General features: G+C 66.7%; 17 protein-coding genes and 3 tRNA genes. 1 reads left to right on the top strand and 19 read right to left on the bottom strand.

All coding sequences use genetic code 11. From position 1 onward, the window contains the following. Positions 1 to 35: 35 nt before the first annotated feature. From dprA to VJ923_RS05405, 6 genes are all read right to left on the bottom strand, one after another. Complete coding sequence (dprA, locus tag VJ923_RS05430; RefSeq protein WP_326439334.1) at positions 36 to 983, bottom strand: DNA-processing protein DprA; 948 nt, start codon at positions 981 to 983, stop codon at positions 36 to 38. Between the two features lie 3 nt (positions 984 to 986). Then, positions 987 to 2486 (bottom strand): YifB family Mg chelatase-like AAA ATPase, encoded by a 1500-nt coding sequence (locus VJ923_RS05425; protein WP_326439332.1) that lies wholly within the window; start codon positions 2484 to 2486, stop codon positions 987 to 989. Between the two features lie 3 nt (positions 2487 to 2489). After that, positions 2490 to 2984: a YraN family protein gene (locus VJ923_RS05420; protein WP_326439330.1), complete on the bottom strand. Its 495-nt coding sequence runs from the start codon at positions 2982 to 2984 to the stop codon at positions 2490 to 2492. Between the two features lie 206 nt (positions 2985 to 3190). Then, a complete protein-coding gene (locus VJ923_RS05415; RefSeq protein ID WP_326439652.1) occupies positions 3191 to 3979 on the bottom strand; it encodes a ribonuclease HII in 789 nt (262 codons plus the stop codon). Between the two features lie 106 nt (positions 3980 to 4085). After that, complete coding sequence (gene rplS, locus VJ923_RS05410; protein WP_326439328.1) at positions 4086 to 4433, bottom strand: 50S ribosomal protein L19; 348 nt, start codon at positions 4431 to 4433, stop codon at positions 4086 to 4088. Between the two features lie 180 nt (positions 4434 to 4613). Then, complete coding sequence (locus tag VJ923_RS05405) at positions 4614 to 5549, bottom strand: SPFH domain-containing protein (protein WP_326439327.1); 936 nt, start codon at positions 5547 to 5549, stop codon at positions 4614 to 4616. A gap of 112 nt (positions 5550 to 5661) precedes the next feature. Here VJ923_RS05405 and VJ923_RS05400 point away from each other — a divergent pair, with 112 nt between their 5' ends. Further along, a complete protein-coding gene (locus VJ923_RS05400; protein ID WP_326439325.1) occupies positions 5662 to 6957 on the top strand; it encodes an isochorismatase family protein in 1296 nt (431 codons plus the stop codon). A 110-nt stretch (positions 6958 to 7067) separates the two neighbouring features. On the opposite strand, the gene VJ923_RS05395 is transcribed toward VJ923_RS05400, so the two are convergent. The 13 genes from VJ923_RS05395 to mreB all read right to left on the bottom strand — a co-directional run bounded on the left by VJ923_RS05395 (position 7068) and on the right by mreB (position 18786). Beyond that, positions 7068 to 8003, bottom strand: coding sequence for a PLP-dependent cysteine synthase family protein (locus VJ923_RS05395; RefSeq protein WP_326439323.1), 936 nt, complete (start codon positions 8001 to 8003; stop codon positions 7068 to 7070). Between the two features lie 93 nt (positions 8004 to 8096). Further along, positions 8097 to 8173 (bottom strand) — tRNA-Asp (locus tag VJ923_RS05390). 21 nt (positions 8174 to 8194) lie between these two features. Then, positions 8195 to 8271 (bottom strand) — tRNA-Asp (locus tag VJ923_RS05385). 21 nt (positions 8272 to 8292) lie between these two features. Further along, a tRNA-Asp gene (locus VJ923_RS05380) sits at positions 8293 to 8369 on the bottom strand. A 165-nt stretch (positions 8370 to 8534) separates the two neighbouring features. Beyond that, positions 8535 to 8897: a histidine triad nucleotide-binding protein gene (locus tag VJ923_RS05375; RefSeq protein ID WP_326439321.1), complete on the bottom strand. Its 363-nt coding sequence runs from the start codon at positions 8895 to 8897 to the stop codon at positions 8535 to 8537. A gap of 42 nt (positions 8898 to 8939) precedes the next feature. Continuing rightward, on the bottom strand, positions 8940 to 9581 hold the full coding sequence (locus tag VJ923_RS05370) for a TIGR03936 family radical SAM-associated protein (RefSeq protein WP_326439319.1): 642 nt from the start codon (positions 9579 to 9581) through the stop codon (positions 8940 to 8942). Further along, the gene (locus tag VJ923_RS05365; protein WP_326439317.1) at positions 9581 to 11542 is read right to left on the bottom strand and encodes a TIGR03960 family B12-binding radical SAM protein; all 1962 of its coding nucleotides are present in this window, start codon (positions 11540 to 11542) and stop codon (positions 9581 to 9583) included. The genes VJ923_RS05370 and VJ923_RS05365 overlap by 1 nt, the downstream gene beginning before the upstream one ends. Then, a complete protein-coding gene (locus VJ923_RS05360) occupies positions 11535 to 12731 on the bottom strand; it encodes a YcjF family protein (protein WP_326439315.1) in 1197 nt (398 codons plus the stop codon). Before VJ923_RS05360 ends, VJ923_RS05365 begins: the two co-directional genes overlap by 8 nt. Beyond that, the gene (gene rodA / locus VJ923_RS05355; protein ID WP_326439313.1) at positions 12728 to 13984 is read right to left on the bottom strand and encodes a rod shape-determining protein RodA; all 1257 of its coding nucleotides are present in this window, start codon (positions 13982 to 13984) and stop codon (positions 12728 to 12730) included. Before rodA ends, VJ923_RS05360 begins: the two co-directional genes overlap by 4 nt. Before the next feature lies 1 nt (position 13985). Further along, on the bottom strand, positions 13986 to 16160 hold the full coding sequence (mrdA, locus tag VJ923_RS05350) for a penicillin-binding protein 2 (RefSeq protein WP_326439311.1): 2175 nt from the start codon (positions 16158 to 16160) through the stop codon (positions 13986 to 13988). Positions 16161 to 16172: 12 nt separating this feature from the next. After that, the gene (gene mreD, locus VJ923_RS05345) at positions 16173 to 16697 is read right to left on the bottom strand and encodes a rod shape-determining protein MreD (RefSeq protein ID WP_326439309.1); all 525 of its coding nucleotides are present in this window, start codon (positions 16695 to 16697) and stop codon (positions 16173 to 16175) included. After that, positions 16697 to 17716, bottom strand: a complete 1020-nt coding sequence (gene mreC, locus VJ923_RS05340) for a rod shape-determining protein MreC (RefSeq protein WP_326439307.1) — start codon at positions 17714 to 17716, stop codon at positions 16697 to 16699. Before mreC ends, mreD begins: the two co-directional genes overlap by 1 nt. A 14-nt stretch (positions 17717 to 17730) precedes the next feature. Further along, positions 17731 to 18786: a rod shape-determining protein gene (mreB, locus tag VJ923_RS05335; protein ID WP_022739738.1), complete on the bottom strand. Its 1056-nt coding sequence runs from the start codon at positions 18784 to 18786 to the stop codon at positions 17731 to 17733. Positions 18787 to 18938: the final 152 nt, after the last annotated feature.

The following is an 18938-nucleotide window of genomic DNA, read 5'->3' as shown; positions in this document are numbered from 1 at the left end:
GCCGCGCCCGCGGCGCCCATTACGGCACCCACGGCCTACACCGCCATCCTCAGCGTTGGGCACGGGCCATAGCGTCCATCGGGGTACTGGGCAATGAGCCCGTCGCGCTGAGCTTGGGCAAGCCACACCATGAGCCAGGTGAAAGCATCGCGCTGCGGACCGTGAACCTCGGCCAGCTGGCGCAGCGCCTCCATCCCCAAAGGCTCGGCCCGAAGCGCCGCGAGCATCGCCTCCTCGCCCCGGCAGGGCTCGTCCGTCTCGCCGTCCGCAGAATCAGGGGCGACCTCTTCTGTCTTCAGGCACCCGAAGGCGGAGAAGAGAGCATCGGCGAAGGCGTCGTCGTCCACGATGGGAACGGCGCCCTGGTACAGCAGGCGGTTGGCGCCACGGGAAGCGGCCGATGTGATAGCCCCGGGCACCACCCATACCTCGCGCCCGGCCAACAGCGCCTCGTCCGCCGTCGAGAACGTGCCCGAAGGGAGCCCGGCCTCGGCGATCAGAATCGCGCGGGCCAGTCCGGCGATGAGCCGATTTCGGGCGCGGAACGTGTAGGGCTTGGGCGGGAAGTCCCAGTCGTGCTCGGACACCACGGCCCCGCCGGCGTTCACGATGCGCTGGAACAGCCCCGCATTCTCCGCCGGGTACACCTGGTTGCAGCCTCCCCCGAGAAAGGCAACCGTGGGCGCACCGACGGCCAGCGCGGCCTCGTGGGCCACCGCGTCGCACCCGCGCGCCCCGCCGGAGATGATGGTCACGCCCCGCTCGGCGGCCAAGGTGGCGAAGCGCTTGGCGCAGCCCCTCCCGTAGGGCGTCGCGCGGCGCGCCCCCACCACGGCCAGCCCCTCTTTCAAGGCCCCCACGTTCCCCACGCCGTACAGACGCTCGGGCGGCTGGGGAATGCTCGCCAACGCCTCGGGAAACACATCGTCTACGGACTCGATCACGAAGCGCTCCCCTTCAAGTACCATCTCTCTCACGGGCATCGTCTACCTTCCTCCTATTCCATCGCGCACGCGGAAGTTGACCGCTTCCGCAAGATGCGCGCTCGATATGCTTTCAGATTCCGCCAAATCGGCCACGGTGCGCGCCACGGACACCGTGCGCGAGATGGCCCTGCCGCTCATGGCGTGCAGCTCGGCCTGGGCCACCATGAACCCGCGCGCCTCGTCGGAGAGCGCGGCGGCCCAGTCCTGCTGCTCCTGCTCGCTTTGGCGCGCCCGCCGCCAGTCCGCGAAGGCGCGGGCGGCCAGCACTCCCTCGCGCAGCTTCGCCGAGCCCGTGCCGCAACGGTTCCCCAGCACTTCCGAGGGCTTGATGCGCCGTACGTCCAGATGCAGGTCGATGCGGTCGATGAGCGGGCCGCCGATGCGGTTCTGGTAGGTGCGAATCTGCGGCACGGTGCAGGTGCACTCGTGCTCCTCGTCGCCGTAATAGCCGCAAGGGCAAGGGTTGGTGGCCGCCACGAGCATGAACCGCGCCGGGAAGCTCACGTTGCCGTCGGCGCGCGTAAGCGTCACTGCCCCGCTCTCAAGCGGCTGGCGGATGCCCTGCAGCACCGAGCTTTTGAACTCGGCCAGCTCGTCCAAGAACAAAACGCCCCGATGGGCCAAGGAAATCTCTCCCGGCCTAATAGGGCTTCCTCCCCCGACGAGCCCCGCGAGCGTCGCGCTGTGGTGCGGATGGCGGAAGGGGCGCCGCCCGGCAATGAGGGGCTCTATGGGCTCGGCCGCCACCGAGTGCACCACCGCCGCCTCCAGCATCTCGTCGGGCCCGAGGGACGGCATGATGGTGGGCATGCGCGAGGCGAGCATGGTCTTGCCCGACCCCGGCGGCCCCATCATGAGCAGCCCATGTCCGCCCGCAGCGGCAATCTGGAACGCGCGCTTGGCTATCTCATGGCCCGACACCTCCGCGAAATCCAGCCCATCTTCCGGAAGGCTCAAAGCCGAGCGCCCGGCATGGGCCGGCAGCACCGCCGCCGCGCCGCCCTCGACGCCCGCACGCTCAAGAGAGTCCATGGCAAGAAGGCGCACGTCGTCTAAGGGTACCGGGTCGCTGTCCGCAGCGCAGACGAAGTCGAGCCCGAGCCGGCGCGCGCAGATGGCGCAGGCGAGCGCTCCGGTCACCGGGCGCACTCGCCCGTCCAGGGACAGCTCCCCCACATAGAGCGTATCGCGCACCCAGGCCGGGTCAATCTGCCCCGTTGCCGCCAGGATGCCGAGCGCGATGGGAAGATCGAAGCCCGAGCCCGTCTTGCGCAGATGGCTCGGCGCCAAGTTCACGACGATCTTCTCCCCGGGCATGGAAAACCCCGCCGCCCTCACCGCGGCGCGCACCCGTTCCTTGGCCTCTTGGATGGCCGCGTCCGGCATGCCGACGATGGCCATGCCGGGAAGACCGCCGGACACGACCACCTCAACCCGCACGGGCACCACGTCCACCCCGCGAACCGCCGCGCCCATGACGGCGCACTGTCCCCGTCCCATGGCCTAGCAGCCTGCCGAGTAGGCGCCCAGATGGTGGCGGAGAAAGGCTCGGTCGCCGCTGAGCACGGTAATCGCGATGACATCGAAGCGCACAACGGCCTCGCCGAAGAAATGGTCCTGGATATAAGCCAGGGCAATGCGCTCGTACTTCTCGCGTTTGGCGCGGGTCACCGCCTCGCTGGGCAGTCCCTTGTCGGTGTTGCGCCGCGTCTTCACTTCCACGAATATAAGCGCCTCGTCGTCGACGGCGATGATATCCGCCTCCCCGGCGAAGCACGTCCAATTGCGCTCGAGAATCGTGTAGCCGTTGCGCTTGAGAAAACGCGCGGCGGCATCCTCGCCGCGGGCGCCCAGCGCGCGGTTGCGCACGCCCTTGGCGTTTGCATCGGGCGTCTTTCGCTTGGCAGGGGCCTTGCGCCTCACCTTGCGCGTCGTCTTCGGCTTCTTCTCTGATTTAACCGGGCGTTCAAGCACGCCCGCCTCGGCAGTTGCGGCCATCGAAGGGTCTCCTTCCTCTCGGACAAGAAGACTCTACGAGCGCAAAACCGCAGAAATGACGGCGGGGCTTCCCGTATCGCACCGCCCGCACCTCGCGCAAGCGTCGCGGGAAACGCCCAAAAAAGCCTCCCGCAAGCCGCACCCGCGTCCTCGCGAGGCGCCGGAGCGGCCCTCCCCCGCGAAAGCCCTGACCGGATTGGAATACGTTAGAACAAGCTCTCCTGAACGGCAAAGGAGCAGAAGCTGCGACGGTGGATGGGCGTGAGCCCCCGCTCGCGGATGGCCGCCATGTGCCCCTCGGAGCCGTAGCCCTTGTTCGACTCGAACCCGTAGCCGGGGAACTGCTCGGCGTACTGCTCCATCACATGGTCGCGGGCCACCTTGGCCACCAGCGACGCCGCCGCGATGGAGGCGCACTTCCCGTCGCCTTTCACCACGTTCGCCTCGCGCGGATCCAAATGCAGCGGATTGCCGTCCAAAAGCACCACGTCGGGCACGATTCCCCCGGCCTCCACCGCGGCGATGGCGGCTGCGAAAGCGCCGCGCAGGGCCGCCGTCATGCCCACGCGATCGATTTCCGCCGGCTCCACGTACTGCACCGTCCACGCCCGCGCCCGACGGCGAATCTCGTCGGCGATGGCCTCGCGGTCCTCCGGCTTCACCTGCTTGGAATCGTTCAGGCCCGAAATGGGATCGTCGGCATCCAGCACCACGCCGCCCACGGCCAGAGGTCCCGCCAAGGGACCGCGCCCCACCTCGTCGAGCCCGATGACCACCGACCCGCCCCGCTCGGCAGCAAGCTCGCGCTCGAAGGCGTACATGCCCGCGAGGCGAGCGGCCTCGGCCTGCTCGGCCTCGATGCGCCGGCGCGCCACTTCCACCGCCGAGCGCACGCCCTTGCGCGTGTCGGCCACCAGCGAGCGCTCCAACACGGCGAACGCGGTCGCATCGGCCTCTTGCAGCTTGCGCCGAATCTCGGGGACAGTGAGATCGATCACCCAAAGCTCCTCTCACCTCAGCGCCCGCTGCGCGGCGCCTCGCCATGCAGCGGACATGAAAAAGGGCCCCCGAAGGAGCCCTTGCACGTACGAAACGTAAGGCCTAGCGGAAAGCCTTCTCCTTGATCTTGGCGGCCTTGCCCACCTTGTTGCGCAGGTAGTACAGCTTGGCGCGGCGCACATCACCCTTGCGGGTGACCTCGATCTTCTCGATCTTCGGGGAATGCACCGGGAAGGTACGCTCCACGCCCACGGAGAAGCTGATCTTGCGCACGGTGAAGGTCTCGCGGACCGACTCGCCCTGACGGCGAATGACGTCGCCCTGGAACACCTGGATACGCTCGCGGTTGCCCTCGGTGATGCGGTAGTGGACCTTCACGTTGTCGCCCACGTGGAACTCGGGGAGGTCCTGCTTGATCTGCTGCTGCTCAATAGCGCGAATGATATCCATTGCCTTTTCCTACTCTATACTTCTAAATGGTCTTGCATCATTTCTAGTTTGGACGCGATTTGACAGTATATCGCCCCCCTATCCCCTGCGCAAGGGGAATTTTCGCGCCATTTCGGGAAAGTCCACGAACGGCACACGTGCGCGGCAGGGTGCTGCGGCCGGCTGCTCGGAAGGCGGGCGCTACTTCGCGGTGTCCTCCACCACCACGAACTCTTCTTCGCCCTCGCTCTCCTGGGCCACGAGCATCTGCTCGAACATGGAGGCCGTGGCGGTGAAATCGCTCGGAAGCACCACGGTGGACTGGCGGCCGTTGCGGGCGAACTCGCTCATCATGTCGGTCCACTGGGTGAAGATGAACAGCTGGTTGGCCTCGGCCGCCGACACGCCGGAGCTCTTGATGACCGCGAGCGACTCGGAGATGCCATCGGCGATGGCCTTGCGCTGGGCGGCGATGCCGCGGCCGGCCTGCTCCATGGCCTCGGCGCGGGCGCGGGCCTCGGTGACCACCTTGATGCGCTCGGCCTCCGCGAGCGACTGGGCCGCCTCCTTCTCGCGCTGGGCGGAGTTGATGCGGTTCATGGACATCTCCACGTCGGCCGGCAAGTCAATCGAGGTGATCAGCGTGCTCACCACGTCGTAGCCGTAGGCCACCATGAGCCCGGACACCGTCTGGTTCACATCCGACGCGATGGCGTCCTTCTTGTCGAACACCTCGTCGAGCGTGTACTGAGGCACCGAGGAGCGCAGCGCGTCGATGAGGTAGGAGCGCATCTGGGCCGTGGGGTTGGCCAGCATATAATAGCTGCGCCACACTCCCGAGGGCTGGCCCTGGGCGGCGGGCTGGGCGCTCACGCGGTACTGCGCGGCGATGGCCATGGTGACGGTCACGTTGTCGCGGGTCTTCGCGTCAATGCCGAACTGCTCCTGGCGCGTGCGCATGTCCACCTTGGCGGCCACGGTCTCGAAGAACGGGATCTTCACATTCAGGCCCGCACCCACCGTGCGGTTGAACTTCCCGAGTCGCTCGATGATGTAGACGTTCTGCTGCGGCACGATGAACAGCGCCTGGGGCAGGCAAAGCACCAGCAGCACCACGATGATGGCAAATCCGATCATGGGGTTCCTTTCGTCGAAGGTGACAGGGCGCCGTCCTGCAGCGCCCCCGATCGCTTATGGCTCCCATAGTACTACAATGGAGCGAGCACACACCGAAGTCCAAGGAGCACCCATGATAGAACCCGCGCGCGCCGCCCTCATCCTCATCGACATGCAGAACGGCTTCATCGACGCCGCTTCGCCTTTGTGCATCGCCGGGGCCGCGGCCAGCGTGCCCGCCTGCGCCTGCGCCCTTGGGGCGGCCCGCGCCCACGGCATGGCCGTCTTCCACGTGCGCCGCCAGTACGCTGCCGACGGAAGCGACGTAGAAGCAGTGCGCTGGGAGGCGTGGGCCGAAGGCGGCCGCCCGCTTTCTGCCGTTGACCCCAAAAGTTTGGAATGTCCGTCCGAGCTGGCCCCGCTCACTGGAGAGCCCATCGTGATGAAGCCGAGCTGGTCGGCATTCTTCGGAACCGAGCTTGCGATGATGCTGCGCGCCAAGGGCATCGACACCCTGGTGCTCGCCGGCACCACCACACCCAACTGCGTGCGCTCGACGGCCTACGACGGGCTTGCCCGCGGCTTCAACGTCGCCGTGCTGCGCGACGCCACCTCATCGCGCACGCCGGAGGCCCAGCAAGCGAACCTCGCCGACATGGCCTGCGCCGGTATCCAGCTGCTGAACGCCGCCGATCTGGCCGCCGACGGCCTTCTGCATATCCGCGACACCGAGGCCGAGGTGGCCCGCGCCGTAAAGCTGGAGCGCCGGGCGGCGAGGCGGCAGGCGCCCCAGGGCGCCCTCTCCCCCACGGCCCACTGCGACGCCCTCGCCACCCCGCGGCTCGACGCCATCGAGACCGTCTCCACTGGCTGGATCAACAAGTACATCCTGCACTACACCACGCCCGACGGCCGTCCCTACGAATACGAGGGAACCTCCCGCAAGGAGCCCGAGGCCTACGAGGCCCAGCTGCGCCGGCTCGGCGCCGGACAGCGTCCCGTCACCGACGCCGTGGGCATGGTGCCCGTGCTGCCCGACGGCTCGGTGCTGCTCATCCGCGAGTTCCGCTACCCGCTGAACTCCTGGTGCATCTCGTTTCCCGCGGGGCTCATCGATGCCGGCGAGACCATCCGCGAGGCCGTGGCCCGCGAGCTTGAGGAAGAGACCGGCTACCGCCTGCGCGAGGATCTGGGAGACACCGCCGTGCGCGTGCTGCCCCAGACCGGTTTCTCATCCACGGGCATGTCAGAAGAAAGCGTGCAGGTGGTCTACGCCTTTGTGGAGCCTGGCGGTGCGGCCCGCCCCGAAGACGCCGAGCACATCTGCCCCTTCGTCCTGCGCCGCAGCGAGATTCGCCATTTCCTCGACACCAACGAGACCCCCATCGGCACCCGCTGCCAACTCATCCTCGAGGCCATGGCCCTGTAGCGAATCCCAGAGGTTTGTATCATATTTTTTACATCGCACTGCAAGAAAACCGAGGTCGACAACGTCGACCTTGCTGAAATGTATCAAATTTTTGACAAACAGCGCGAAAGCTACCCGAACAGCGCCGTGGAGAAGTAGCGCTCGCCGGTGTCGGGGGCGAGGGTTACGACCGTCTTGCCTGGGCCCAGCTTGCGAGCGAGGCGCAGGGCGCACGCCACGTTGGTGCCCGAGGAGATGCCGGCGAACAGCCCCTCCTCGCGCGCGAGGCGGCGGGCGCACTCCAGCGCCTCGTCGTCGGTCACCACGACGATCTCGTCGATGAGCGAGGTGTCCATGATGGCGGGCAGAATGCCGTCGCCGATGCCCATCTGCACATGGGTGCCGATGGCGCCGCCCGAAAGCAGCGCCGCGTGCTCGGGCTCGGCAGCCCAAACCTGCACATCGGGAAAGACCCGTCGCAGCTCGCCGCCGATGCCGGTGATGGTACCGCCCGTGCCGAAGCCGGAGCAGAAACCGTCCACGGAAAGACCGGCCGCCTCCACATCTGCGAGAATCTCGGACGCCGTCCCCTCGCGATGGGCCGCCAAGTTGTCGCGGTTCACGAACTGCTGGGGCACGAACACGCGCGAATCCTCGGCAGCCATCTGCTGAGCGAGCGCGATGCATTCCTCGATGCAGGCGCCGATGTCCCCCTCGTCGTGCACGAGCAGCACTTCGGCCCCGTAGTGCTCCATGATGCGTCGACGCTCCACCGAGCACGAATCCGGCATGATGATGCGTGCCGCATAGCCCTTTACGGCCGCCACGAGCGCGAGTCCCACGCCCTGATTGCCGCTCGTAGGCTCGACGATAATGGAATCAGGCGCAAGCTCGCCGCGCTTTTCGGCACCCTCTATCATGCGCAGCGCCGTGCGCGTCTTCACCGAGCCGCCCACGTTCACGCCCTCGAACTTTACGAGCACCTGGGCATCGTCGGGCCCGGTCATATGCCGCAAGCGAATAAGCGGCGTTGAGCCCACCGCCTCAAGAATGTTCTCGCAGATCATCGCATCCCCTCACCTTTGGGGTCATCATTTCTCGAAGCGCATTCTAACAAAGAAAAATCGCCGCCCCACTGGGACGGCGACTTCGGTTCAAAATGGCGGGATGTACGAGACTCGAACTCGCGACCTCCGACGTGACAGGCCGGCGCTCTAACCAACTGAGCTAACACCCCGAATGGTGTGCTTCTGAAAAATGGCGGGATGTACGAGACTCGAACTCGCGACCTCCGACGTGACAGGCCGGCGCTCTAACCAACTGAGCTAACACCCCGAATGGTGTGCTTCTGAAAAATGGCGGGATGTACGAGACTCGAACTCGCGACCTCCGACGTGACAGGCCGGCGCTCTAACCAACTGAGCTAACACCCCGTGTTTCAGCAGCCCGTATAGTTTAGCAGAATCGCCCTCGCGCACAAGCCCTTTTTTCGAGAATTTCCCCGACGGGCGCTCGACGGCGAACCGAGCGCCCGAAAGGCCTCTTCCCAACAGGGCCATCGGCGCCGCGGGACGACTCCGCCCAAGGCTCAAGCTCCCCTACTGCGCCTCGCGAGCGGAGCCCTCGAAGGTAAAGCGGCCCATCTTGGTGCCGCCGAGCAGATGCACATGCAGGTGATTCACCGTGGCGGCAGAATCGGGACCCGTGTTTACGACCGTGCGGTAGCCGGACTCGGCAACGCCCTTCAGACGAGCCACCTCGGGCACCACCGACATGATATGGCCGATAACCTCGGCGGGCACGCCCGCGGCCAGGTTGTCGTAGTGGGTCTTCGGCACAATGAGGGTGTGCACCGGCGCCTCGGGCTCGATATCGTCGAAGGCGTAGCAGATGTCGTCTTCGTACACCTTGGCGGAGGGGATGTCGCCCTCGATGATCTTGCAGAACAAACAATCGCTCATACAGAGTCCTTTCGCTCGCTTACGGTCGCTATGATAGCGCTTTTAAGCCTCCCTCTGTTCCACGCGCATGAAACTTGTCGGACGCAAGGTGGCGAGGGCGCAACCGGCTGCCACGGTGGCGGCGACAAGCTCGCGGGCGAAAGCGTCGGCGCGCAGGCTGCCCGTGGGCTTGGCCTCCAGGGTGAAGCGCACGGTGGCGCCATCGTGCTCCACAGGGCCGACAAGGAAGTCGGCGACGGCAAGCGTCTTCTCCTTCTTCTTGCGCACCACGGTGATCTCCTCGGGCACAACCACCGAGGCGGGCGCCTCGGAAAGCACCACCTCATAGGTGCTCACCGGACAAGCTACGGAAGCTGCCGGGTCTTTGTGCTCGATGTAGCGAGCCTCCACCGGAAACAGGTCGGCGGGACTCGCCTCCTGCAGGGCCGCAAGGGCCTTGGGCGCGGCCACGTAGTCAGTGAGGAACAGGTCGAAGAACTCGGCCGTGCCACCGACGCCTACGGGAAGCGCCGCCCCGAAGGCGATGCGCATATGGGGCGAGAAGCCCTGGCTCACGGCATAGGGAAGCCCGGCGCGGCGCACCGCGCGCTCGAGGGCGCGGGCGAGCTCCAGATGCGAGAGCATGGCAAGACGCCCGGTCTCGCGGAAGGTGACGCGCAGACGGAACAGTCGCGGATCGGCCATTAGAGCATCGCCTCCTCTTCGACGTTTGCCTCTGACCCTAAAATCACACGGTATGGGTTCTTCGCAGGCTCGCCGCCCTCTTTGGCCTCGCGCAGCTTTTGCAGCCCGATATCCATGCCCAGGGTAGGACACGCTCCGCAGGCCGAGCAGTTCTCGAAGGTGCAGTCGGGCGTGGTGATACCGGAGGCGGCGCGCTCGCGCTCGCGGGCGAGGAACTTCGGCGACACCGCGGCGGTGATGTGGGCCCAGGGCAGCACGTAATCGGTGCCGTACTCGGCCCGGGCGATTTCCGCAGGCGAGATGCCCAGCGCCTCGGCAGCTCCCGCCCAGGCCCCCTCGTCGAACAGCTCCGTCCAGGCATCGAAGCGCGCACCACGGCGCCAGGCCTCTTCCACCCAGTCGGCCACCTCGCGCCCGCCGCGGCTCATAACCGCCTCAACGAACGACGTCTTCGGGTCGTGGTAGTGCACATCCACTGCCTTGTACTTCACCGAGCGACGCAGAAGTCCCACGCGGCGCAGGGTTTCCTCGGGCGAGATCTGCCCGTCCCACTGGAAGGGCGTCTGAGCCTTGGGCACGAACACCGCACACGATACCGACATGCGGATAGACCCGCGCTGATCGGCCGGCACGGCGGCTTTGGCGCGGTCGTAGGCGCGCTGGGCCAAGCTCGCGATGCCTTTGATGTCGTCGTCGGTCTCAGTGGGAAGGCCCACCATGAAGTACAGCTTGCAGCGTCGCCAACCGGCCGCGAAGGCCGCGTCGATGGCAGAGAACAAATCGTCTTCCGTGACGTTCTTGTTGATGACGTCGCGCAGACGCTGGGTGCCGGCCTCGGGCGCGAACGTGAGGCCGCCCTTCTTCTGGCCCGCCACCAGCTCGGCCATCTCCACACCGAAGGAGTCCAGGCGCTGGGAGGGCACCGAGATGCGCACGCCCAAGCCCGCGCAGTCGGCGTTCACGCGCGTGAGAATCTCGGCAATCTGCGAGTGGTCCGTGGACGAAAGAGAAGTGAGGCTCACCTCGTCGTAGCCGGTAGCAGCCAGTCCCTCGCGCACCGCGGCGACAATGTTGTCGGCCGACCGCTCGCGCACGGGGCGGTACATCATGCCCGCCTGGCAGAAGCGGCACCCCCGGGCGCAGCCGCGCAGAATCTCGACGTTCAGGCGGTCGTGCACCACTTCGGTGTAGGGCACGATCATGGGCTCGAGGGCGTCGCTCTCGGCAAACCCCTCGAACACGCGCTTGTGCACCATGGCGGGCACGTCTTCGAACAAAGGCTCCGCCCAGCTGCCGGCCTTCTGGGCCTCGGACTCGTCGCGCCAGCGGTACAGACTCGGCACGTAGGCGCCGCCCACCTCCCGCGCAATCTCGCGCAGAATCTCGGCGCGCGAGGCGCCCGACGCCCGCAGATCGCCGACGAGCGCCACGGTCTCGGGCAGCTGCTCCTCCCCTTCTCCGACCAAGATCACGTCGAAGAAGGGCGCGTAGGGCTCGGGGTTGTAGGCGCAGGGGCCGCCGCCGAGCACGATGGGGTCGTCCTCGGCGCGGTCGGCCGTGCGCAACGGAATGCCGGCCAGATCCAGCGTCTCCAGCACGTTGGTGGCCGCCAGCTCGTGGGGCAGCGTGATGCCCACCACGTCGAAGTCGGCCACGGGACGGCAGCTTTCCAGCGAGAACAGCGGCACGCCCTCCTCGCGCATGAGGTCGGCCATGTCCACGGCGGGCAGAAAAGCGCGCTCGGCGCCCATGCCCTCAGCGGCGTTCACCGCGTTCACGAGGATGCGCACGGCCTGGTTGGCCTGGCCGAGCTCGTAGGTGTCGGGGTAAATCATGCAGAAGGCGGTATCGCCCTCGGCCACCGGCGCCGCGCAGCCCCACTCGTGGTTCAGGTAGCGGGCCGGGCGCTCCACGCGCGCAAGCAGGGGCTCGACGCGCGGCCACAAATCGCGCCTAGCCACGAGCGCCCCCGCTCTTGCCCTTGCCGCGCACGGCCCTGAAGGCGGAAAGCCCCGCGCCCTTGGCCGCCTCGAGCACCTTCTGCCCTGCCGGGGTGGACGCCGCCTTGGAGGTGGCCTCCACAGCCTCGTCGCGGGCCTTCTGCACCACGCTTGCCACGCCGACGATGTCGCCGCCGGCCTCGAAGTACTCGATGGCCGCCCGGCCCATGGCCTCGGTGCCGACAAAGCCCACAGCGCCCTTGATGGCCCAGCCGAGCACCGGCACCACGCCGGCGGCCGAGCGGGCGATGTTACGGAACAGGAACGCCCCGCCCACCACGGCGGCTAGCTCCTTGATGCGCTCGGCCGACAGCGGCTGGCCGTAGGCGGCGGCGATCTGCAGGAGCATCTTCGCCTGGTTGAGCGTCATGATGGGCATGTCGGCGCCGGGGATGAACACCACCACGCCGATGCCTGCGTTCTGGATGGAGGTGGCGCGCACCGCGTCCAGCGACAGCGGACGGCGCACGAAAGGAAACGCCAGCGCGAAGGCGAGGCGCTTGTCCTTGCAGGCGGCGATGATCCACTCCCCCATGCGACGGTCCATGGTGGCCGCAGCGTCCCCGTCAAGCGCGATGGGCTCGGCCGAGGCGGGCTCGGTCTCCATCGGCAGCGCGCACTCGATGCCCTCGATGGCCTCCGCGGCATTTTCGGCAGCCTCCGCAGCCGCCTCGCTCGGCGCGTCGTTGGCCGTGGTGCCGGCGGTGATGCGGCGCGCGAGGGCGCGGGCGGCATCGCCCAAAGGCGCAGGGTCGGTCATGTCCGGCGCCACGATATCGCCCTCGGGAATGGCGCAACCGGCTTTCTCGGCGGCCTCGGCCACGGCATGGGGCAACGTGGTGGCCACCATGACGGGAATGCCGGCGTTGCGGAAGTGCGCCGCCTGCTCGCCGATGCGGGGCGAATCCCCCGCCACGATGACGGCCATATCGTCGGCACCGTAGGGATCGGCGAGCAGGTTCTCGTCCAGATACCCGATAGTCACCCGGGTTTTGGCGCCGGCGCTCGCAAAGGCGCTGCGCACGTGGCCCACCACGTCCCCGGGGGCCGTCTCGTCGATGTAGACCGATACGGCCAACGGCGTGTTGCGCGCCTCGTCGATATCGGTGGCCGCTTTCAAAAGGGCCGGGATGTCGATGGGGAGATTCATGATGCCTTCCTTCCGTGAGAGGGGGTGCGAGCAAAGCTCGACTGCGTGGAAGCATGGGAGTACACCGAGCCGATAAGCCCGATGAGCGCGAAGTTCACGACCATGAACGACGAGCCGTAGCTGACGAAGGGCAAGGGAATGCCCGTGATGGGCATCAGCCCGCAGTCCATGCCGATGTTCTCGAGAATCTGGAACAGCCACATGCCGACGACGCCCATGACGATGAGCATGCCGAAGAGGTTGTCGGCCCGCCGGGCAATACCGAGGCACACGACGATGAGCGCCGCGTACAGCCCGATGAGCGCCATGACGCCCACAAATCCGAACTCCTCGGCCAGCACGCAGAAGATGAAGTCGGTGGGAGCCTCGGGCAGAAAGCCGTGGGTCGACTGGGTGGCGTTCAAAAGCCCCTTGCCGAACAGGCCGCCGCTGCCGATGGCGATCTTGGCCTGGGCGAGGTTGTAGCCGTCGCCGGAAAGATCGGCCTCAGGGTTCAAAAACACGAGCAAGCGGCTGCGCTGGTAGTTCTTCAGAAGGCGGTACTCCCAGGTGCCGTCGGCCAGCTGGTACTTCAAAAGCTCGTCCACGGCGAACACGGCCGCAATGGCCGCGATGCCGGCGATGAGCGTGATGAGCAGGTAGCGCGCCTTGGCGCCGCCCATGATGAGCACCACCGCCGAGATGGCCAGATACACCAGGCCCGTGCCCAAGTCGGGCTGGGTCATAATGGCCGCGAAGGGCACGAGCAGAAGCCCGAGTACCTTGCAGTACTCGCGCCAGTCGTCCAGTGTTCCCTGGTAGCGGGCTACCAGACTCGCCGCGTACAGAATGACCGTCACCTTCGCGAACTCGCCGGGCTGCACCTGCATGCCGATCTTGATCCAGGATTTCGCGCCCATGCCGGCATCGGTTCCGAGGCCGGGGACGTGGGGCAGCAAGATAAGCACCACGTTGATGATGAGCAGCGCCGTGGACAAGTTCGCGAAGCGGCGGTAGTCGAAGGCCCACAGCGCCACCATGGCCACCAGTCCCACGGCCACGCCCTGGAGCTGGCGGGTGAAGTTGTAGTCGGCGTCGCCCTGCACCGCCGACCAGCACACGAGAAGCCCGTAGCTGACGAGCAGCGCGATGACGAGCAGAAACGCCCAGGGGATGCGCGAGAGCACCGAGGGGGCGCTCGGGCGCGCCGAGGCATGGGAGGGACGTCCCTGGCTGCGATGGACCGACTGTATCTGAGGAAGCTGCTGGGCCATGCTAGTCCTCGCGCCCGCCGGAGTCGTTGGCGATGGGAACGGACTCGCCGGGGGAGCCAGCCACGCGCTCGATCTTCACGTTGGAGACGCCGGCCGCGGAATCCATGAGCGCGCCCATGACCTCGGCCACCACAGGGGCCGCCACGTCCGAGCCGCCGCCGCCCTGCTCGATGACGCAGGCCACAACGTACTTCGGGTCGTTGTAGGGGGCATAGGCCACAAACCAGGCCGTATCGTTTTGGTCCTGCTTCTCGCCGGTGCCCGATTTGCCCGCCGCATCGATGTGCAGCTCCTCGAACAGCGGCGCCACGGAATGGGACTCCTGCACCATGCCGTGCAGGGCGTCGCGCACGTAGCTGAGGTGGCTCTCGCTCACCTCAGGGGTACGCTCCACCTCGGGCTGGTAAGTGACCACCGTCTCCCCCTCGCCGTTGCGCACCTCTTTCAGCACATGGGGGCGCATGATGCGGCCCGTGGCCACGCCGGCATAGGCGCAGGCGATCTGCAGGGGCGTGACGAGCACGTCGCCCTGGCCGATGATCATGTTGGTGTAGTCGCCGCCGCGAAAGGACGCCTCGGCGGGGCGGTTGCGGAACACTTCCTGCTTCCAGGCCGGCGTGGGGATGACGCCCACGGCCTCGCCGCCCAAATCGATGCCAGTCTTCTCGCCGAAGCCGAACTGTCCGATGTACTCCTGCAGGGCCGTCTCGGAAATCTCGCCGGTGCCGTTGGGGCCGTGGTCGTAGAAGGCCTTGCCGATCTCATAGAAGACGGTGTCGCAGGAATTCACGATGCCGCCGTGCAGATCGAGCGTGCCGTGGCCGTCGCGCTTCCAGCAGCGCTGCACGTCTCCGGTGCCGAAGCCGTCCCACCTGCCCGTGCAGTCCCACTTGCTCCCCTCGGTGGCAAAGCCGTATTCCAGGCCCGCCAGCGACGTGAACGCCTTGAAGGTGGAGGCCGCCATGAACTGGCCGGAGACCACGTTGTTGTTAAGCGGCGCATAGGCTTCATCTTCGCCGTACTTCTTCCACAGCGCGTCGGGAATGGCGCCGGTGAAGTTCGCCAGATCGAAGGTGGGAAAGCTCGCCATGACGAGCACTGCGCCGTCGGTCACATCGAGCGCCACCACGGCGCCCTTCGACCCCTTGCCCGTGCCGATGACGCCGCCCGAGGGCGCGATGAGCTTCGCGAGCGCCTTATCGGCCACATACTGGGCCTTGGCGTCTATAGTGAGGTACAGATCGTTGCCCTTGGAGTCTTTGATGTCGCTCATGACCGAGATGCGGCGGCCGCTGGCGTCCACCATCACCTGGCTCTCGCCGTGCTCGCCGGAAAGGTACGCGTCGTAGGTGGCCTCGACGCCGGCGCTGCCGATCATGTCGATGCCGAGCACCTCGCGCCCCTCGGGCTGGTTTTCCAGAGCCTCCGGAGTGGCCGCGCTCGTGTAGCCGAGCACGTGGGCCGCAAGGGCGCCGTAGGGATACTCGCGCTGGGAGCGCTCCTCCACGGTGACGCCGGGGAAGGCGTCGGCGTGCTCGGCGATGAAGGCGACGTCGCGCAGGCGCACGTCCTCCCCCACCACGCGCAGGCTCTGGGCGCCGGCCGAGGAATCCTTGATGCGCTGAAGCACCACGTTCACGGGCAGGCCCAGCACCGTGGACAAGCGACGCACCACATCGCGGTTGTCGGCCACCTCCGCATCGGCCACGACGGTTTGGCTCGGGCGGTTCACCACCAGAGCCTCGCCGTTGGTGTCGTAGATGCACCCGCGAGGGGCCGGGGTCTTCACGGTGGTATAGAGGTTCTTCTCGGCGGCCGCGGCGTATTCGGCCGAGCCCATGATCTGCATGGACCACAGCTTCGCCGACAGGGCACCGAAGATGGCCACGGCCGCCGCGCCCAAGGCGGCAAAGCGCACGCCCAGCTCGTCGGAGGGCTTTTTCGAGGCCGCCCCGCTCTCCGAGTTCGAAACGGTGACCTCGCCCTCGCGGGCGGACTTGGCGCGAGAGCGGCGCTCGAAGGGCGAGGTGCCCACGCCGACGGTGGAGAGCTCGGAGACGCCCTTGGCCTTGCCGACCGAAGGCGAGGACTTCTGGGCGCGCACGGCGAGGGCCGCGGCCACGGCCACAATAACGATGACCGCCGCCAAAACGGCGACGATAACGGCTACGAGCACGGCTCCTCCTTCCTAGCGGAGCTGCGGCGTCCCCGGTTGGACGCGCGGCCGATCGACCATCACATGGACGGCGAGCGGGTACATCAGAAGGCCGATGACGCAATCGTAGAGCATGCAGGGCAAGGTGCGGTAGAGAAAGGCGTCCCCCATAGGCACATCCGCGCCGCACACCATGACGATGAGCAGGTACATCACTTCCACGAGCACGATGCACAACAGCATGATGGCCACCGGCATGAACAGGGTATCGTTGTTGAGCGCCATGAACAGGCGCGAGGCCAGAAACGTTACCAGCACGAGCACAAAGGCCATAGCTCCCACCGGGCCGCCGCCCATAAGGTCGAACAGAAGGCCCAGGATAAGCGGCATCGCCGAGCCGGAGGAGGCCGGCGTCGCCACGGCCCGCACGATGCAGAAGGCGACGATGAAGTTGGGCACCGCCTCGAAAAGCGTGATGGCCGGAGCCACGGCAATCTGCAGCAGCACAGCAATGATGGCGCCGATGACGCCCGCGACGGTCTCGCGCGTAATCTCCATTACGCCTCACCGCCTTCCTCGTCGCCGCCTCCGGCAGCGCCCCCGTCGCCCGAGGTGGCGCCCTGGTCGTCGCCGGAATCGCCTTCGCCCTGGCTAGCGCCCTCAGACCCGCTCTCGGAAGCGCCCTCAGAGCCATCGCCCTCGCCGGCGCTCGTGGCGGGCACCGCGCGGTCGGCGGCGTCCTCGGCCGCGGAGAAGATCACCAGGGCCTCCTCCATGAGCGTCACCGTATCGTTGGGCGCCACGACGATCTTGCGAGTGTCGTTGCCCGCCGAGCCTTCGACGCGCACCACGGTGCCGATGAGAAGACCGCGGGTATAGCTGCCGCCCAAACCGCTCGTCAGCACCACGTCTCCCACCTGGATGTTCACATCGGCGCCGATGTTCTCAAGATAGAGCAGACCGTCCATGGAGCCGCGCACGATGCCCTCGGCCCGGCTCGACTGCACCATGGCCGCCGCGCCAGACTGCGGGTCGGTGAGCAGGCGCACGCGGCAGGAGCCGCCGGACACGGAAACGACCTGGCCCACCACGCCGGTGGGACCAAGCACCGTAAGGCCCGTCTCCACGCCGGAATTCGAACCCACGTCCAGCGTGACCGTTTGGTTCCACGCATCGGTCGTGCGCCCGATGACACGTCCGGAGACGCCGGTGATCTCGTAGATGTCCCGCAGGTTCAGCAGTCCGCGCAAGCGCTCGTTTTCCAGACGCTGCTCCTCGGCGGCGGCGAGCTGCTGGACGAGCTGCTCGTTTTGGGCGCGCAGGGTGGCGTAGGTCTCCTCGGTCACGCCGCCCTCGGCCGCCGCCGCACCGGCGTCGTCCACCGCCTCGGTCAAAGGCGCGCTCGCCCGCTGCAGGGGCGCCATGGCCCCCTCCACCGCGGATTGCAGCCCATGCAGCGGCCCGCCGGCGCCCTCGGCCTGGTACAGGCCGATGCACACGAGCGATAGCGCCAAAGCGACAATAAGAGACACCCGGCCTGTGGAGGCCGGGCTGTGTTGCTGGAAGTTAAGTGCCATGAGAAGCGCGATGCCTACTTCGAGCGCATGAGCGTCTGCTTGAGGGCCGTCGGCGTCTCGAGCACCTTCAGGCAGCCGGAGACCACGTTGGTGAGCGCCGTCTCGGACACCCACACGGGAATCTCAAGCTTGTCGGTGAGATAGCGATCAAGCCCGGAAAGCAGACCGCCGCCGCCCGTGAGCAGGATGCCGTTTTGGATGATGTCGCTGGCCAGGTCGGGGTTGGTCTTCTTGAAGGTATCCTTGATGTGGAGCACCATTTCCTCGATGGGAGCCTGAAGGGCCGCGCGCACATCCTCGGACTGAATGGTGACTTCCTTGGGCTGCTCGGTGTACACGTCCTGGCCGGAGATGATCATATCGCGCTCGCGACCGTCCTCGAACGGCAGGATGGAGCCGATCTTGATCTTGATGACCTCGGCCGTGCGCTCGCCGATCTTGATGCCGAGCAGGTCGCGCAGGTGCATGGCGATGGCCTCGTCCAAGCGATTGCCCGCAAGGCGCAGGCTGGAGGAGGTCACGATGCCGCCGAGCGAGATGACGGCCACCTCCGTCGTGCCGCCGCCGATATCGACCACCATGGAGCCGGTGGGCTCGGTGACGGGCAAATCGGCACCCATGGCGGCGGCCATGGGCTCCTCGATGAGGTAGGCCTGGCGGGCACCGGCTTGAATGGTAGCCTCGAACACGGCGCGCTTCTCGACGGAAGTGGCGCCGCAGGGGATGCACACCACGATACGGGGCTTCGGCTGCCAAGGGTACTTGCGCTCAGCCGCCTTGTTGATGAAGGCGCTGATCATCGCCTCGGTCACGTCGTAGTCGGCGATGACGCCGTCCTTCAGCGGATGCTCGGCGGAAAACGCGTCGGGCGTGTGGTTGATCATGTTCTTGGCCTCATGGCCGACAGCCAGCACGCGCTGCGTGGATTTCTCTATAGCGACAACGGAAGGCTCGTTGATGACGATGCCCTCCCCGGTAATGGCAACGAGGGTATTGGCAGTGCCCAAATCGATGGCCATGTCCGCGGACATCTGACCGGTCAGGCCCGAAAACCAATCAAGGAATGACATACAGGCAAACCCTTCGGATACGTATAGGTTACAGTCAGCCTTAGATTTTATCACAGGCCCCGTTCAGATGTAGAAACTCCATAGGTGTAAGGGATTTCGTCCGGGCGAAGCGGCGGCGAATCGTTGCCGCGCAACGGCGGCGGGGTGACCCG

This window comes from Adlercreutzia shanghongiae (genome assembly GCF_035830635.1).
Lineage (GTDB): Bacteria > Actinomycetota > Coriobacteriia > Coriobacteriales > Eggerthellaceae > Adlercreutzia > Adlercreutzia shanghongiae.
This window is presented reverse-complemented; position numbering and strand designations above follow the sequence as displayed.

Excerpts from the sequence above, each read along its gene's own strand:
- VJ923_RS05405 (WP_326439327.1), bottom strand. The coding sequence starts at position 5,549 with ATGATCGGATTTGCCATCATCGTGGTGCTGCTGGTGCTTTGCCTGCCC.
- VJ923_RS05360 (WP_326439315.1), bottom strand. The coding sequence starts at position 12,731 with ATGAATCTCCCCATCGACATCCCGGCCCTTTTGAAAGCGGCCACCGAT.
- VJ923_RS05370 (WP_326439319.1), bottom strand. The coding sequence starts at position 9,581 with ATGGCCGATCCGCGACTGTTCCGTCTGCGCGTCACCTTCCGCGAGACC.
- VJ923_RS05400 (WP_326439325.1), top strand. The coding sequence starts at position 5,662 with ATGATAGAACCCGCGCGCGCCGCCCTCATCCTCATCGACATGCAGAAC.
- mreD (WP_326439309.1), bottom strand. The coding sequence starts at position 16,697 with ATGGAGATTACGCGCGAGACCGTCGCGGGCGTCATCGGCGCCATCATT.
- VJ923_RS05375 (WP_326439321.1), bottom strand. The coding sequence starts at position 8,897 with ATGAGCGATTGTTTGTTCTGCAAGATCATCGAGGGCGACATCCCCTCC.
- rplS (WP_326439328.1), bottom strand. The coding sequence starts at position 4,433 with ATGGATATCATTCGCGCTATTGAGCAGCAGCAGATCAAGCAGGACCTC.
- VJ923_RS05425 (WP_326439332.1), bottom strand. The coding sequence starts at position 2,486 with ATGGGACGGGGACAGTGCGCCGTCATGGGCGCGGCGGTTCGCGGGGTG.
- rodA (WP_326439313.1), bottom strand. The coding sequence starts at position 13,984 with ATGGCCCAGCAGCTTCCTCAGATACAGTCGGTCCATCGCAGCCAGGGA.
- mreC (WP_326439307.1), bottom strand. The coding sequence starts at position 17,716 with ATGGCACTTAACTTCCAGCAACACAGCCCGGCCTCCACAGGCCGGGTG.
- VJ923_RS05420 (WP_326439330.1), bottom strand. The coding sequence starts at position 2,984 with ATGGCCGCAACTGCCGAGGCGGGCGTGCTTGAACGCCCGGTTAAATCA.
- dprA (WP_326439334.1), bottom strand. The coding sequence starts at position 983 with ATGCCCGTGAGAGAGATGGTACTTGAAGGGGAGCGCTTCGTGATCGAG.
- mreB (WP_022739738.1), bottom strand. The coding sequence starts at position 18,786 with ATGTCATTCCTTGATTGGTTTTCGGGCCTGACCGGTCAGATGTCCGCG.
- VJ923_RS05395 (WP_326439323.1), bottom strand. The coding sequence starts at position 8,003 with ATGATCTGCGAGAACATTCTTGAGGCGGTGGGCTCAACGCCGCTTATT.